14 protein-coding genes are annotated in these 15,829 nt (G+C 72.3%); 6 read left to right on the top strand and 8 right to left on the bottom strand.

The window, feature by feature from the left end; translation table 11 throughout:
- Positions 1-18: 18 nt before the first annotated feature.
- The gene (gene pknB, locus IC607_RS06330; RefSeq protein WP_191786205.1) at positions 19-2,028 is read left to right on the top strand and encodes a Stk1 family PASTA domain-containing Ser/Thr kinase; all 2,010 of its coding nucleotides are present in this window, start codon (positions 19-21) and stop codon (positions 2,026-2,028) included.
- An 80-nt stretch (positions 2,029-2,108) separates the two neighbouring features.
- On the opposite strand, the gene IC607_RS06325 is transcribed toward pknB, so the two are convergent.
- The 3 genes from IC607_RS06325 to IC607_RS06315 all read right to left on the bottom strand — a co-directional run bounded on the left by IC607_RS06325 (position 2,109) and on the right by IC607_RS06315 (position 5,586).
- Complete coding sequence (locus IC607_RS06325) at positions 2,109-3,461, bottom strand: class II 3-deoxy-7-phosphoheptulonate synthase (protein ID WP_191786203.1); 1,353 nt, start codon at positions 3,459-3,461, stop codon at positions 2,109-2,111.
- Positions 3,458-4,678, bottom strand: coding sequence for a pyrophosphate--fructose-6-phosphate 1-phosphotransferase (locus IC607_RS06320; protein ID WP_191786201.1), 1,221 nt, complete (start codon positions 4,676-4,678; stop codon positions 3,458-3,460). The genes IC607_RS06325 and IC607_RS06320 overlap by 4 nt, the downstream gene beginning before the upstream one ends.
- A 107-nt stretch (positions 4,679-4,785) precedes the next feature.
- On the bottom strand, positions 4,786-5,586 hold the full coding sequence (locus IC607_RS06315; protein WP_225224565.1) for a 1-acyl-sn-glycerol-3-phosphate acyltransferase: 801 nt from the start codon (positions 5,584-5,586) through the stop codon (positions 4,786-4,788).
- A gap of 89 nt (positions 5,587-5,675) precedes the next feature.
- Between IC607_RS06315 and IC607_RS06310 the strand changes: the two genes are divergently transcribed.
- Positions 5,676-6,254: a hypothetical protein gene (locus IC607_RS06310; protein ID WP_191786199.1), complete on the top strand. Its 579-nt coding sequence runs from the start codon at positions 5,676-5,678 to the stop codon at positions 6,252-6,254.
- A 38-nt stretch (positions 6,255-6,292) separates the two neighbouring features.
- Here the strand turns inward: IC607_RS06310 and IC607_RS06305 are convergent, their stop codons facing one another.
- The gene (locus IC607_RS06305; protein ID WP_191786197.1) at positions 6,293-7,237 is read right to left on the bottom strand and encodes an ROK family glucokinase; all 945 of its coding nucleotides are present in this window, start codon (positions 7,235-7,237) and stop codon (positions 6,293-6,295) included.
- Positions 7,238-7,445: 208 nt separating this feature from the next.
- On the opposite strand from IC607_RS06305, the gene IC607_RS06300 reads away from it, so the two are divergent.
- The gene (locus IC607_RS06300; RefSeq protein WP_191786195.1) at positions 7,446-9,257 is read left to right on the top strand and encodes a long-chain fatty acid--CoA ligase; all 1,812 of its coding nucleotides are present in this window, start codon (positions 7,446-7,448) and stop codon (positions 9,255-9,257) included.
- Between the two features lie 24 nt (positions 9,258-9,281).
- Here the strand turns inward: IC607_RS06300 and IC607_RS06295 are convergent, their stop codons facing one another.
- Together IC607_RS06295 and IC607_RS06290 are read right to left on the bottom strand one after the other, a co-directional pair.
- Positions 9,282-9,500: a hypothetical protein gene (locus tag IC607_RS06295; RefSeq protein WP_191786193.1), complete on the bottom strand. Its 219-nt coding sequence runs from the start codon at positions 9,498-9,500 to the stop codon at positions 9,282-9,284.
- 48 nt (positions 9,501-9,548) lie between these two features.
- Complete coding sequence (locus IC607_RS06290; RefSeq protein WP_191786191.1) at positions 9,549-10,817, bottom strand: NYN domain-containing protein; 1,269 nt, start codon at positions 10,815-10,817, stop codon at positions 9,549-9,551.
- A gap of 68 nt (positions 10,818-10,885) precedes the next feature.
- Between IC607_RS06290 and IC607_RS06285 the strand changes: the two genes are divergently transcribed.
- A complete protein-coding gene (locus IC607_RS06285; RefSeq protein WP_191786189.1) occupies positions 10,886-12,742 on the top strand; it encodes a DEDD exonuclease domain-containing protein in 1,857 nt (618 codons plus the stop codon).
- 7 nt (positions 12,743-12,749) lie between these two features.
- Entirely contained in the window at positions 12,750-13,031 is a 282-nt protein-coding gene (locus IC607_RS06280; RefSeq protein WP_191786186.1) for an Lrp/AsnC family transcriptional regulator, read from the top strand.
- A 387-nt stretch (positions 13,032-13,418) separates the two neighbouring features.
- Here IC607_RS06280 and trpD read toward each other — a convergent pair whose 3' ends face one another.
- On the bottom strand, positions 13,419-14,474 hold the full coding sequence (gene trpD / locus IC607_RS06275) for an anthranilate phosphoribosyltransferase (RefSeq protein WP_191786185.1): 1,056 nt from the start codon (positions 14,472-14,474) through the stop codon (positions 13,419-13,421).
- Complete coding sequence (locus IC607_RS06270) at positions 14,471-14,887, bottom strand: response regulator transcription factor (protein WP_191786184.1); 417 nt, start codon at positions 14,885-14,887, stop codon at positions 14,471-14,473. Before IC607_RS06270 ends, trpD begins: the two co-directional genes overlap by 4 nt.
- 289 nt (positions 14,888-15,176) lie before the next feature.
- Here IC607_RS06270 and IC607_RS06265 point away from each other — a divergent pair, with 289 nt between their 5' ends.
- The gene (locus IC607_RS06265; protein ID WP_191786180.1) at positions 15,177-15,824 is read left to right on the top strand and encodes a heme-copper oxidase subunit III; all 648 of its coding nucleotides are present in this window, start codon (positions 15,177-15,179) and stop codon (positions 15,822-15,824) included.
- Positions 15,825-15,829: the final 5 nt, after the last annotated feature.

Here is a 15,829-nt window from a genome sequence, read left to right as displayed (position 1 = left end):
GCCCGTAGAATCTCGCGCGTGGGAACAACCGTCACCGATCCGCTCCTCGGCCGCCTGGTCGACGGGCGGTACGAGGTCGTGTCCCGCATCGCCCGCGGAGGCATGGCCACCGTGTACCTCGCGGTCGACCGACGCCTGGACCGCGACGTCGCGCTCAAGGTCATGCACCCGCACCTCGCCGAGGGAGCCTCGGGTGCCGACTTCGTCGCCCGGTTCCGCCGCGAGGCCCGCACCGCCGCCCGTCTCACCCACCCCGGCCTCGTCGGCGTGTACGACCAGGGAGTCGACGGCGAGACGAGCTACCTGACCATGGAGTACGTCGACGGCGTGAACCTGCGCCGCCGCATCGGCGAACGCGGGGCGCTGTCGGTCGGCGAGTCGCTCGGCGTCGCGGCCGCCGTCCTCGACGCACTTGCCGCGGCGCACCGCGCCGGCCTCGTCCATCGCGACGTGAAGCCCGAGAACGTGCTGATCGCGACGGACGACCGCGTGAAGCTGGCCGACTTCGGCCTCGCACGCGCCGTCACCGAGGTCACGTCGACGACGACCGGCACCGTGCTCGGCACGGTCGCGTACCTGGCGCCCGAGCTCGTGGTCCGCGGCGCGAGCGACGCACGCACCGACGTGTATGCGTGCGGCGTCCTGATCTTCGAGATGCTCACCGGCCGTCAGCCCTTCACGGGCGAGACACCCATCCAGGTCGCGTTCCAGCACGTCAACAACGACATCCCGGCGCCCTCGGACCTGGTCGACTGGCTGCCGATCGAGGTCGACGAGCTGGTGCGCTCGCTCGCGGCGCGCGACCCCGAGGACCGACCGGTCGACGCGGGCGCAGCGGCCGAGCTGCTGCGGCGCACCCGCGCAGCGCTCGACGAGGAGACGCTCGAGCGTCGCGCGGACGTGCCCCCGTCGATCGTCCTGCCCGCCGCGACCGACCCCGACGAGACCGACCTCACGTCCGACCCGGTCGTCGCCACCGCGGACCCGGGCGACGACACGCCCGACGACCACGCGACGAAGCGCCTCGAGACCGGATCGACCGTCGCCCTGCCGATCGGCCTGAACGGCGCCCTCGTCGCCCCGGCTGGTCCGCCCCCGCCCGCGGCCCACGCGCGCGGCCGGCGCCGCCGAGGCCGGATCCTCGTCGTCCTGCTCGTCGTCCTCGCGCTCGTCGGCGGCGGCGTGTGGTGGTACGCCACCCACGGCCCGGGATCGTGGACCACCGTCCCCACCGTCGCCGGGCAGAGCCAGGAGGTGGCGGAGGCTGCGCTCGACGCCCAGGGGCTCGACGCCCACGCCACGGAGAGCTACGACCCGAAGGTCCCGTCCGGCGAGGTCATCTCCAGCGACCCCGCGTCCGACGCCCGCGCACGCAAGGGATCCACCGTCGAGCTCAGCGTCTCCAAGGGCCCCGACTACGTGAACGTTCCCTCCGGCGTCGTCGGGCAGATGCAGAAGGCCGCCGAGACGACCCTCGACCAGGCCGGCCTGAAGGTCGCCTACGCATCGCCGGCGTACGACGACACGGCCTCCGTGGGTGAGGTCCTCTCGGCGGTCCTGCCCGACGGCACGCCGGCAGACCCCGGCACGCAAACCACGCGCGGGACGACCGTCACGCTCACGCTCTCCCAGGGCCCGGAGCCGGTCACGGTCTCGAGCGTCGTCGGTGCGACCCTCACCGACGCGACGGCGCAGCTCACCGGCGACGGTCTCGAGGTCAAGTCTGCGAAGGCCTACAGCGACACCGTCCCCGCGGGAACCGTCATCAGCCAGGCGCCGAAGTCGGGGACCAAGGCGCACAAGGGAGACACCGTCAAGCTCAAGGTCAGCAAGGGCCACGCGCCGGTCGTCGTGCCGAACGTGGAGCGGACCGGCTTCGCGGACGCGAAGGCGACGCTCGAGAACCTCGGCTTCGTCGTGAAGCGTGAGACGTCGTGGGGCGGTCTGCTCAACCAGGTCGTCGACCAGAGCGTCGATGCCGACACAGAGGCGCCGTTCGGCTCCACCATCGTGCTGACGGTCGTCTGACCTCGTCGCGACGGCGCGCGGTCCGGAGGACGCGGAGGGCGCGACGGCTCACTGCCGTCGCGCCCTGCGCGTTCGTCCGATCAGGAGGCTCGCAGGAGCTCCGCCACCTGGAAGGCCAGCTCCAGCGACTGCTGGTGGTTCAGGCGCGGGTCGACGAGCGTCTCGTAGCGACGCCCCAGACCCTCGTCGTCGATCTCCTCGGACCCGCCGAGCACCTCGGTGACGTCGTCACCCGTGAGCTCGATGTGCAGGCCACCGGGCACGGTGCCGAGCGCGCGGTGCACCTCGAAGAAGCCCGTGACCTCGTCCATGACGTCGGAGAACCGCCGCGTCTTGTAGCCGGACGCCGACGTGATGCCGTTGCCGTGCATCGGGTCGCACACCCACGTGACGGGACGGCCGTCCGCCGCCACCTTCTCGACGAGAGCCGGCAGCAGGTCACGCACCTTGCTCGCACCCATGCGGGTGATGAACGTGATGCGCCCCTCCTCCGCCGTCGGGTTCAGCTTGTCCATCAGGGCGAGCGCGTCGTCGCCGCTGGACGTGGGACCCAGCTTGATGCCGATGGGGTTGCGCAGCCGGGAGAAGTAGTCGACGTGCGCTCCCCCGAGCTCGCGTGTGCGCTCCCCGATCCACACGAAGTGGGCCGAGCAGTCGTACGGCTGGCCGGTCCGCGAGTCGATGCGGGTCAGCGGTCGCTCGTAGTCGAGCAGCAGACCCTCGTGGCTCGAGAACAAGTCGACCGTGCGCAAGGCGTCGAAGTCGGCCCCGCACGCCGCCATGAAGCGGATGGCCCGGTCGATCTCGGCGGCGATCTCCTCGTACCGCGAGTAGGCCGGGTTGGCCGTGAAGCCGCGGTTCCACTCGTGCACGCGCAGCAGCGACGCGAAGCCACCGGTGGTGAACGCGCGGATCAGGTTCAGCGTCGAGGCGGACGTGTGGTACGCCTCGAGCAGCCGCTGCGGGTCCGGCGTGCGGGCCTCGGGCGTGAAGTCGTAGCCGTTGATGATGTCGCCGCGGAACGCGGGCAGGGTGACCCCGTCGCGCGTCTCGCTGTCCGACGAACGCGGCTTGGCGTACTGCCCCGCCATGCGACCCATCTTGACGACGGGCAGGCTCGCGCCGTAGGTCAGGACGACCGCCATCTGCAGGATCGTCTTGATCTTGTTGCGGATGTTGTCCGCCGTCGCCTCGCCGAACGTCTCGGCGCAGTCGCCGCCCTGGAGCAGGAACGCCTCACCCCGGCCCGCGGCGGCGAGCTGGGCGCGCAGCGCGTCCGACTCGCCGGCGAACACGAGCGGTGGCAGCTGCTCGAGGCGTGACGTCACCCGTGCGAGCGAGTCCGCGTCCGGCCACGCCGGCTGCTGCCCGGCGGGCAGGTCGCGCCATGCGTCGAGACCCTCGACGACCCCCGGAGCCGGTGCGACGGTCATGAGTGGCTCGCCGGGACGAGGTCCTGCCCGATGTCGGCCAGGAGCGCGCCGAACCAGGGCTGGGAGACGTCGAACGCCTTGCCGCCCGCGATGCGCGGGAACTCGATGGCGCGCAGCAGGTCGCCCTGCTCCTCGTCGTGCCCGATCACGCCGGACTCGCCGCGCAGCGCGCACTCGACGGCCAGGTCGGTCATGGACTTGATGAGACGCAGGTCCTCCGCGTTCGCGGCCGCGGCGCGCGAGTAGTAGCCCGACTTCTGGACCATCGTCTTCTCGGCACCCAGCTTCTCACCGAACTGCTTGGCGAACCACTGCCCCGGGTTGACGGTGTCGAGCTTGACGTGGCCGAACGGGTCGCGCTCCACCGGCGTGCCGGCGGCTTCGAGCTGCTCGACGATCTCGTGCATGCCCGCGCCCTCGGACAGGAAGATGTTGACGTTGCCCTGGCTGTCCATCACGCCCTTGAGGCGCTCGGCCTCGGCGTCGATGTCGAGCGCGAGCTCGGGCACGAAGACGGCGTGGATGTCCCAGCGCTCGCGGGTGAGGCCGATGCCCGGCACCCACTCCTGCTGGTCGAGCCACTTGCGGTACTCGACGGCGGCGGCGGCGGTGAGCCAGCCGCAGTGCCGGCCCATGACCTCGTGCACGATGAGCATGCGCGGGCCCGAGCGGTGCTCGCCGATGATGTTCGCGGCGAAGCCGGCGGCCTCCTCGGCGGCGGTCCACGCGCCCAGCGACTGGCGGATCGGCACCACGTCGTTGTCGATCGTCTTGGGCAGACCCACGACCGTCAGGCCGTAGTCGTTGTCCGCGAGGTAGGCGGCCAGGTCGGCGGCCGTCGTGTTCGTGTCGTCGCCACCGATGGTGTGCAGCACGTCCACGCCGTCGGCCTTGAGCTGCTCGGCAGCCACCTGCAGCGGGTCCTGGCCCTCCTGGACCAGGCCGCGCTTGACGCAGTCCTTGGCGTTGGTGAGCTTGACGCGCGAGTTGCCGATGGGCGAGCCGCCGAACCGGTGCAGGATGCCGGCGTTCTTGCGGACCTCGTCGCTGATGACGATCTTGTCCCCGCGCAGCAGGCCGTAGTAACCGTGCTCGTAGGCGATGATCTCGACGTCCGGCGCGATCTCGGTGTAGCGCTCGATGAGCCCACCGACGGCGGAGGACAGGCACGGAGCGAAGCCACCCGCGGTGAGGAGCGCGACGCGACGAACCGACATGAGAAACACCTCTCGTAGAACTGCACGGGGAACTTGCACGAGCTGGCGCGGACCGACGGTCCGCACGCGGCCGGGACAGGGACGTCACCGACGGCGGAGCACGTCCGTCATCCTACTGACGTCGCGTCGCCGTCCTGCGGGGGGACCGGAACCTGGACGTCGGGGGCCGGACGGCCGCCCGGCGCCGCCGGGAGCTGGTCGGTGGACTCGCCGCTCGCCGCGGGGTGACCGGTCGCGATGCGCGCCTTCTGGGTCGCCGCGTAGACGTCGACGTACTCCTGGCCGGACAGGCTCATGATCGCGTACATGATCTCGTCGGTCACCGAGCGCAGGATGAACCGGTCGTTCTCCATCCCACGATATCGGCTGAAGTCGAGCGGCTCGCCGACGACCATCCCGATGCGCATGACCTTGGGGATCGTGCGGCCGAGCGGTTGCGCGACGTCCGTGTCCACCATGGCGACGGGGATCACAGGGGCGCCGGACTCGATGGCCAGACGCGCGATTCCGGTCTTGCCGCGGTACAGGCGCCCGTCCGGGCTGCGCGTCCCCTCGGGGTAGATGCCGAAGAGGCCACCCTCCTCGAGCCTGCGCAGCCCCGTGCGCAGCGCGGCCTCGCTCGCCTTGCCGCCGCCGCGGTCCACGGGGATCGTGCCGACGCCGCGGAAGAAGCCCGCCTGGAGGCGGCCCTTGAGCCCGCTCCCGGTGAAGTACTCCTGCTTGCCGATGAACACGAGCTCGCGGTCCAGCATGAGCGGCAGGAAGAACGAGTCGATGACCGCCAGGTGGTTGCTGGCGAGGATCGCCCCGCCCTCGGCGGGGATGTTCTGGGCACCACGGATCCACGGTCGGTAGACCAGGTGCAGGAGCGGACCCACGAAGACCCGCTTCATCAACCAGTAGAACAAGTGCTCACCTCTCCAGCGAACGTGCCTGCCAGCATGCCGCATCGCGGCCCGGACTCCCGACCCGCACCGTCCGACTCTAGAGTGCTCTCATGGCTCCTCGCCCCGACGACCCGGACGAGCCGGCCCGCGGACCCGAAGGCGACGTCCCCGGACCGGGTGTCGAGCGACCCGACCCGGGCGCCGACGCCTCGGCACCCGTGGACGACGCCGCGTGGGCGGCCATCGTCGCCCAGCTGAACGAGGTCGACAGTGCCGACGCGCCGACGCGTACCGACGAGGCGCCCGACCGGGGTCTCGACTTCCCGGTGGCACCGTGGGTCACGACGCCGCACGTCGTCCGCGCGGCCGACGAGCCCCCGGCGGCCGCCCGCGACTGGGACGGCACGTCGCAGTACGACGACGCCGAGGCGACGGTCGACGAGGCGGAGGCCTTCCAGCCGCCGGACCCGGGCCCCGTGCTCGGCGGCGACCCGCTGCTGACGATGGCGTGGCTCGCCGCCGCCGGCATGCCGATCTTCCTGCTCGTCGTCCTCATCGCCTGGGCCGGAGCCCCCGCCGCCCTGGTGCAGGCGGCGTGCGTCGTGTTCGTGCTGGGTGTGGGCGTGCTCGTCTGGCGCATGCCCAGCCGACGGGACCCCGGCGACGACGACACGGGCGCCGTCGTCTGAGGCGCCGCCCCTCGGAGCGCGCGCCGCGCGATCGCGGGTCAGATCCGAGCCAGGTCTGCCGCACCGACCATGCCGGCGTCGTTGCCCATCGACGCGACCACGAACGGCGCCTCGGGGCGGTGTCCCCGGCCCGAGAGCTGCTCGCTGAACGCCTTGCGTGCAGGTGCCAGGAGCAGGTCACCGGCGGCCGCGACGCCGCCGCCCACGACGATGAGCGCGGGGTCGAGCAGCGCGGTCGCGGAGGCTGCCCCCTCACCGAGCCACCGCCCGAGCTCGGCGAGCAGCTCGATCGCGAGCGCGTCACCCTCCTGCGCCGCACGCGTCACGTGCGGGCCGGTGATCTTCTCGACCTCGCCACCGGCCAGCTCCAGGATGCGGGCGGCACGCGCCCGCTGGGTGAGCACGGCCGCCTGGGCGTCGCGGACCAGCGCGCTGCCCGACGTGTACTGCTCCCAGCAGCCCTCGTGGCCGCACCCGCAGTAGTGGCCGCCGGGGACGACCCGCATGTGGCCGATCTCGGACGCGACTCCCCACGCCCCACGGACCAGCTCCCCGCTCGAGACGATCGCGCCACCGAGCCCGGTGCCCACGGTCAGCGTCAGCATGTCGTCGACGTCGCGCGCGGCGCCGAAGCGGAACTCGGCCCAGCCGGCGGCGTTCGCGTCGTTCTCGACGACGATGTCCACCTTGTCGTCGATCAGCGCAGCCACGTTGTCGCGCAGCGGGTAGTCGCGCCAGGCGATGTTGGGTGCGAACAGGACGCCCGAGCGGTCCGCCGCGACGAACCCGGCGGCGGCCAGGCCGATCGCGCCGATGTCGTACTTCGAGCTCAGCTCGCCGTAGACGTCGGCGATGGCGCGGTCGATGCTCGCGGCGTCGTCGGGCGCAGTGTCGCGGCGCGTCTGCGCGAGGATCGTGCCCTCGTCGTCCACGACGCCTGCCGCGATCTTGGTCCCGCCGATGTCCACACCGATGGCGTGCATGTGTGAGTGCTCCTACGCGATGGTCGAATGAGGACCGCCTGCGGTGCGGTCCGGTGGACCACGCTAGCGGTCGCTACGGGTTGATGCGGACGACGTTCGTCCCGGGCACGCTGTGCCGATCGGCGGACATCCGCGAACAGCGGAACCTACTCGCGAGTAACTTCGCGTATCCTCTGCTCACGCTTCGCCACCTGCCACTGGAGTCAGCATGGACGAGTCCCGTACGCCCCTGCTCATCGAGGTCGACCCGTCGAGCAACCTCAACACCCTCTTCGCCGCCCGCGTCGACGCCGACCCGGACGGTCCCGTCGTCGAGCACAAGACGCAGGAGGACGGTCCCTGGATCCCCCTGTCGGCGCGCGAGTACGACGCCGAGATCGTCGCCGCGGCCAAGGGCCTCGTCGCCCTCGGCGTGGCCCCCGGTGACCGCGTCGGCATCATGTCGCGCACGCGCTACGAGTGGTCGCTGCTCGACTGGGCCGCGTGGGCCGTGGGCGCCGTTCCCGTCCCGCTGTACGAGACGTCCTCGGCCGAGCAGGTCGCCTGGATCCTGACGGACGCAGGCGTCTCGTTGCTGGTCGTCGAGTCGGCCGCGCACGCGGCGACCGTGGCCGAGGTGCTCCCGGACACGCCCGACGTGCGCAAGGTCCTGGTCATCGACGAGGGCGCCGTCGACGAGCTCGTCTCGGCGGGACAGGACGTGAGCGACGACGAGATCGTCCACCGGCGCGGTCTGGCCGACCTGGCCGACGTCGCGACCGTCATCTACACGTCCGGCACGACCGGCCGGCCCAAGGGCGTCGAGCTCACGCACGGCAACTTCTACGAGCTGACCGTCAACACGGTCGCCGACCTGAACGTGGTGGTCGCCGAGCCCGGCTCGCGCACGCTGCTGTTCATGCCGCTGGCCCACGTGTTCGCGCGCTTCATCCACGTGCTCGCGATCCCGGCCGGCGCGGTCCTGGGCCACACGCCGGACACCCGCACGCTGCTCGACGACCTCGCCTCGTTCCAGCCGACGTTCATCCTCGCCGTGCCGCGCGTGTTCGAGAAGGTCTACAACTCCGCCGAGCAGAAGGCCGCGGCCGGCGGCAAGGGTGCGATCTTCCAGCGTGCCGCCAAGACCTCGATCGTCTACTCACGGGCGCTCGACACGCCCCGCGGCCCGAGCCCGTGGCTCCGCCTGCAGCACAAGGTGGCCGACGTCCTGGTGCTGTCGAAGCTCCGCAAGGCGCTCGGTGGCCGGGCGCGCTGGGCCATCTCGGGCGGCGCACCGCTCGGTGAGCGGCTCGGACACTTCTACCGGGGCGTCGGGCTGGTGGTCCTCGAGGGCTACGGGCTGACCGAGACCACGGCTCCGGCCACGGTGAACCGGCCCGACACGACGAAGATCGGCTCCGTCGGGCGCCCCCTGCCCGGCACCGCGGTGCGGATCGCCGACGACGGCGAGGTGGAGGTCAAGGGCATCCAGGTGTTCCGTGGCTACCACGCCAACGACGTGGCCACCGCGGAGTCCCTGCAGGACGGCTGGTTCAAGACGGGCGACCTGGGTGCGATCGACGAGGACGGGAACCTGTCGATCACGGGCCGCAAGAAGGAGATCATCGTCACCGCGGGCGGCAAGAACGTCGCCCCCGCCGTGCTCGAGGACCGCCTGCGCGCGCACCCGCTGATCAGCCAGGTCGTCGTCGTCGGCGACCAGAAGCCGTTCATCGGTGCGCTCGTCACCCTCGACCCCGAGGGCGTGCCCGGCTGGCTCGCGGCGCACGGCAAGCCGGCGCTCACGCTCGAGCAGGCGGCGACCGACACGGACGTGCTGGCCTCCATCGACCTGGCCGTCGAGAAGGCGAACAAGGCGGTGTCCCGGGCCGAGTCGATCCGCAAGTACCGCATCCTCGACACCGACCTCACGATCGCGAACGGCTACCTCACGCCCAAGCTGAGCGTGAAGCGCTCGATCGTGCTCAAGGACTTCTCGGCAGAGGTCGAGGCGCTCTACACGGACGAGCGCGAGGGCTGACGCGCCGGCGCATGGAGCCCGCCCTCACACGGCGGGCTCCATGCGCAACGGGGGCACGAGCCCGGACGCGGCGAGCACGCCGATCGCGCGCTGCTCCGCCGGGTCGAGCTCCAACCCGTCCGACGCGACGACGCGCCTGATCGCCTCGGACGGCCGCCCGATCGTCAGGAACGTCACCACGCAGTCGTCGCACGCAGCCGGGCCGGCCTTGCCGACGGTGCAGGTCTCGCAGTCGATCCTCATGCGCGGCAAACTAGCGACGAGGTCTGACACGGCCTGTGCCGCGGGGGCTCAGACCCGGTTGAGCCGCGCGACCAGGGTCGCAGACGGCACCACCCACGCGCCGTCGGACTCCGCGTCGCGTGCCACGGCCTGGTCGCTGGTCACGACGACGACCACGCGACCCGGCGGCTCCGCGTGCACGAGGCGGCGGATGAGGTCGTCGGCGATCTCGCCGACGGAGAACCGCACGCGCACGCCCCGCGCGTACCCGCCGGGCGGCAGGGCGGTCTCCTGACCGTCGAAGCAGCACGTGATCTCGGCGCCCGTGCGCGCCGCGACGACGGCCAGCCCGTCGACGAGCCGACGACGCTGCTCGTCGAGCGGCAACGCGCCGAACCCCGTCTTGGAGACGTTGTAGCCGTCCACCAGCAGGTGTGCCCACGGCTGACGCAGCACCTCGTCGAGCAGGGCGGGATCGTCGAGAGACCGCCCACGAGATCCCTGTCGCTGGGCGTCGACCGGCGCGGGCGGCGCGACGAGGTCGGCGGGCAGCTGGTCGAGAGGTGGCAGCGCGAGCTCGTGCCGCAACCCGCTCGCCGCGTCGACGATGGTGTCCAGCAGGAGCCGCACCCGGGCCTGTGCGAGCTGACGTGCGACCCGGACCTCGGCACGCGCCTGGTCGCGCAGCGCCCCGGCCTCGCGCCGCTCGCGCACCGCCTCGTCGTGCGCCGCCGCAGCGGCCTCCCGCTCGCGGCGCGCCTCGTCGAGCGTGTCAGCCGCCTGCTCGACCGCACGGCGTGCCTCGCTCCGGGCACGGTCCGCGTCGGACCGCAGCCGGCGCAGCTCGCGCTGGTTGGCGGCCACCTCGTCGCGGGCCAGCCGCGCGGCCGCCAGCGCCTCGTCCCGCTCCGCGCGGACCCGGTCGACGGCTGCCGTCGCCCGGACCAGTCGCGCATCGGTCTGTTCACCGGCGGGCTCCACGGGCGGTACCAGCGCCGCCCAGTCGTCGCGGCGCAGCCACGCCCCGGCCGCGGCGTCGAGGTCCGGCGCTCCGGCCGGTGGGGTCCCCTCCTCCACCTCCCCGGGGCGCTCCTCGCCGTCGACCGCCGACGAGGCCGACCGCGTCGCCCACACCCGCGCGACGCGCGCCCGGAACGGGTCGCCCTGGAGCGCGGACCACAACGGTCCGGCTCCGGCCGACGCGCGCTTGCGTGGGGCGAACCGCGCGACGGCGCGCAGGCCGGCGGGCACCTCCGCGGGCTCCATCTCCCCCAGCACCTCGGCGGCGAACGCCACCAGGCGGGCCTGCAGTGCAGGCGGGACCTGACCGGTGCTCATCCGCCCAGACTAGGTGCGCCGCGGCGTGCCGCACGGCGGTGTGGGTGGTCGTGGGTAGCGTCCGTCAGGTGTCGACCGTCCGCCGCCTGCGCCCCGTGTGGGCCCAGCAGTCGGTCGACCCCGGAGCGCGTGCGATCCAGCCGAGCCTCGACGACGTGGGGACGCCGCTGTCCGAGGTGACCTTCGTCGTCGTCGACCTGGAGACGACGGGCGGCACGCCCGCCGACTGCGCGATCACCGAGATCGGCGCCGTCAAGGTGCGGGGCGGCGAGGTCCTCGGCGAGTTCCAGACGTTGGTCGACCCGGGCGGCCCGGTCCCGCCGTTCATCCAGGTGCTGACCGGGATCACCACGACCATGCTCATCGGCGCGCCGCCCATCGAGGAGGTCTTGCCGTCGTTCCTCGAGTTCGCGCGCGACGCGGTGCTCGTCGCGCACAACGCACCGTTCGACGTCGGGTTCCTCAAGGCCGCCGCCGCACGCACGGGCCACCGCTGGCCCGGCAACCGCGTGCTGGACACCGTGCGGCTCGCGCGGCGCGTGGTGACGCGCGACGAGGCGCCCAACCACAAGCTCTCCAGCCTGGCCGCGCTGTTCGGCGCCACCGTGACGCCCAACCACCGTGCCCTGTCCGACGCGCGCGCCACGGTCGACGTCCTGCACGCGCTCCTGGGCCGCCTGGCGCCGCTCGGGGTGACCCACCTCGAGGACCTCGCGACGGCCACCGACCCCGTACCGGCCGACGTGCGGCGCAAACGCACGCTGGCCGACGGGCTGCCCGACTCCCCCGGCGTGTACCTGTTCCGCGGTCCCGGCGACGAGGTGCTGTACGTCGGCACGTCGACGACCTCCCTGCGGCGGCGGGTCCGCTCCTACTTCACGTCGTCCGAGAAGCGCGGCCGGATCACCGAGATGGTCCGGATCGCCGAACGCGTCGACCCGGTGGTGTGCGCGACGCCCCTGGAGGCACGGGTCCGCGAGCTGCGCCTCATCGCCGAGCACTCCCCGCGCTACAACCGACGCTCGCGCTTCCCCGAGCGGATGCCGTGGGTCCGGCTCACCTCCGAGCCGTACCCGCGGCTGTCGGTGGTCCGCGACGTGCGCGACGAGGACGGCGCCGCCTACATCGGTCCGTTCGGGTCGGCGCGCACGGCCACGCTCGCGGTCGACGCGTTGCACGAGAGCTTCGAGATCCGCCAGTGCACGCGCCGGCTGCCGCTCGTCGCGACGCCGGGTGCGTCGTCGTGCGCCCTGGCGGGCATGGGACGGTGCGGGGCGCCGTGCGTCGGGGCCCAGGGCGCCGACGAGTACGCGGTGCTCGTCGAACGCGTCCGGCGGGCCATGACGAGCGACCCGGCGCCGGTGGTCGCGGCGCACGCCGGGAGGCTGCAGCAGCTCGTCGACCAGCAGCGGTACGAGGAGGCCGCGACGGTGCGGGACCGGCTCGGTGCGTTCCTGCGGGGCGCGTCGCGTGCGCAGCGACTGGACCCGTTGGCGCGCTGCGCCGAGCTCGTGGCCGCGGCCCGCACGCCGGACGGCGGGTGGGAGCTGGTGCTCGTCCGGCACGGGCGCCTGGCCGCGACCGCGCGGGTCGACCGACGCACCGACCCGCGCCCGGTGATCGCGACGCTGCGCGAGACGGCCGCGCACGTGGTCGCCCCGGTCGCTCCAGCCCCGGCGGCGCACCCGGAGGAGACCGACCTGGTCCTGGCGTGGCTCGACCAGCCGGGTGTGCGCCTCGTCCACGTGGACGGTGTCTACGCCTACCCGGTCCGGTCCGCCCTGGCCGATCCCGACACGGCTGCAGCGCTGGACGCGCACGGTCGCCTTCTGGCCGGTGTCGAGGCGTCGACCGGCTTCGGCGCGGACTCCAGCCCGGCGCGGCCGGAGGCGGATCTCGGCGCGGCAGTCCCGCGCACGGCATGATGAATGCATGCTGACTGCGATCGTCCTCATCGACACCGACGCCGCCCGGATCCCCGAGGTCGCCGCCGCCATCGCCGAGATCCCCGGCGTGACCGAGGTCTACTCGGTCACCGGCGAGGTCGACCTCATCGCGCTGGTGCGTGTGCGCGAGCACGACGACCTCGCCGACGTGATCGCCGACAAGGCGAGCAAGATCGAGGGCGTCATCCGCACCCAGACGTACATCGCGTTCCGCACGTACTCGAGGCACGACCTGGACCAGGCGTTCGCGCTCGGGCTGGAGGACTGAACCGGAGCGGAGCGAATCGTGAGGGCGAGCGCAGCGAGCCCTCGCGATTCGCGGAGCGGAGGTTCAGTCCGACCACAAGCACAGTGGACTGCCCCGCACCAGACAGACCAACCCGAGCGCAGCGAGCCCTCGCGATTCGCGGAGCGGAGGTTCAGTCCGACCACAAGCACAGTGGACTGCCCCGCACCAGACAGACCAACCCGAGCGCAGCGAGCCCTCGCGGCCTGACCCGCGCGTCGGTTTCCCAGCACAAGTAGTCGATCTCCCCACAAGGTAGTCGATCGCTACCGACTACCTCGCTGGAACTCGACTACCACGCCGCGCAGCTGAGCTACCGCAGGCGACGCGCTCGCACCAGTCGCGCACGCAGCAGTCGGGCGCCCCGGGTCACGCGCTCGCTGCGCGCCAACGCTCCAGCGCACCAGCGGCCGCCCCCGAGTCCAGGGACGCCCGGCCCAGCTCGACCCCGGCGGCCAGACGCTCGAGCAAGGGGCCGTCGGCGGTGCCGGGCAGCGTCCCGTCGGCGACGAGCGCCGCGGCGACGTTGAGGAGCACCGTCTCGCGGACCGGGCCGGGCTCGCCGGCGAGCAGCCGGCTCGCGACGTCGGCGTTGAAGGCCGCGTCGGCGCCGCGCAGGTCGGCCAGCGTGACGGGTGCGACGCCCAGGTCGGTGGGCCAGTCGACCACCGACGCGGTGACGCCGCCGTCGCGCGCCTCCCAGACCTGCGTGGGCCCGGTGGCTGCGATCTCGTCGAGCCCGTTGCCGTCCACGTCGCCGCGGAACACGAGCGCGCTCTTGCCCCGCGCGGCCAGCACCCCCGCGATGAGGGGGGCCATCCGCGCGTCGGCCACGCCGATCGCGCACGCGTCGGGCTGGGCCGGGTTGGTGAGCGGGCCCAGGAAGTTGAAGGCAGTGGCGATGCCCAGGCCGGACCGGGCCGCGGCCGTGTGCCGGAACGACGGGTGGAACACCTGCGCGAAGCAGAACGTGATCCCCGCGTCGCCCGCGATCTGCGCGACGCGCTCAGGGCTGTGGTCGAGCCTGATGCCGAGCGCCTCGAGCACGTCGGCGGATCCCGACGACGACGACGCAGCGCGGTTGCCGTGCTTGACGACGCGGATGCCCGCGCCCGCGATCACGACCGCCGACATCGTGGAGATGTTGACCGTGTGCGACCGATCGCCACCGGTGCCGACGATGTCGAGGGTCCGACCCGGTACGGAGATGCGGACGGCGTGGTCGAGCATCGTGTCCGCGAGGCCGGTGAGCTCGTCGACCGTCTCACCCTTGGCCCGCAGCGCCACGAGGAAGCCGGCGATCTGGACGGGGCTCGCCTCGCCGCTCATGATCTCGTCCATCGCCCAGGACGCCTGCGCGGTGGTGAGGTCGCGACGTGCGACGAGCCACGTGAGGATGTCGGGCCAGGTGGGCGCGTCGCTCATCCGGCGACTGCCCGCGGCTCGAGCACGCGCGCGACCGCCGCCTGCAGCTCGATCGGGTCGAGGGGGCGGCTGACCACCGCGTCCGCGTTCGACCAGGACGCGAGCCACGCGTCCTGCGGGCGCCCGGTCAGGACGAGGGTCGGCGGGCACCGGTAGACCTCGTCCTTGAGCTGACGCGCCAGACCCATGCCACCGACCTTGTCTGCCTCGCCGTCGAGGATGAGCAGGTCGAGGCCGCCTGCCTCGGTCGAGGCGATCACCGCGGCGGCCGTCGCCACCTCGACCCACTCGATCTCGGGCGCGTCGTGGCGTAGACGCCGGCCGACGGCGAGACGGACCTGCGCACGCGCGTCCACGTCGTCGCTGTACAGCAGGATGCGCGGGCCGGAGGTGCTTGCCTGCTCGGTGCTCATGGTGGTCCTCACTCGTCGTCGACGTGCGTCCGAACGGCATCTTGGCACGACCGACGGGCACCGTGTCACGGCTCGGGCGCGGCGTGCCGCGACCGCATAGCACGGACGGGCAGGTGGGCACGGCGTGTCGGACCCCGCGCACCCCCGGGCCGAGCGTGCGCGGGGGCGCCCGTGGCCGATGATTGCGCGCCACCACGCACGTGAACCTGAGAGCCCACTGACAGATGTGAGATTCGCCGCGCGACGCGACCTGGGCCCAACGTCCCACTCGGGGCGTTGATCGGCCATAATGGCGAACGTGTCGACCGCAACGGCTGCCCCTCGCACCGCCCCCCACGTGAGCGTCAACCGACCCAACCCGGTGTCGGTAGGAACGATCGTGTGGCTCGCCAGCGAGCTCATGTTCTTCGCAGGCCTCTTCGCCATGTACTTCACGCTCCGCTCCGCGGTGCCTGACGAGTGGGCATTGCAGACTGCCAAGCTGAACGTCACGTTCGCCTCCATCAACACCACGGTGCTGGTGCTGTCGTCCGTGACGTGCCAGATGGGCGTGTGGGCGGCCGAGCGCTTCCAGCCCGTGCGCAGCGGCAAGCTGTGGGCGGTCAACCGCTGGGGCATGAACGAGTGGATGACCCTGACGTACGTCATGGGTGCCTTCTTCATCGGCGGCCAGGTCTACGAGTACGCGAGCCTGGTGCGCGACGGTCTGACCATCTCCTCCAGCCCGTACGGCTCGGTCTTCTACCTGACGACCGGTTTCCACGGTCTTCACGTCATCGGCGGTCTGATCGCCTTCATGTTCCTGCTCGGCCGCTCGTTCTCGGCCAAGCGGTTCGGTCACCACGAGGCCACCACCGCGATCGTGACGTCGTACTACTGGCACTTCGTCGACGTCGTCTGGATCGCGCTCTTCGCGGTCATCTACCTTCTGAAGTAAGCCCG

The organism is Cellulomonas sp. JH27-2 (assembly GCF_014837175.1).
Taxonomy (GTDB): domain Bacteria; phylum Actinomycetota; class Actinomycetes; order Actinomycetales; family Cellulomonadaceae; genus Cellulomonas.
Note: the sequence above shows the minus strand (reverse complement) of the source record. Positions and strands in the feature narration are given on the sequence as shown.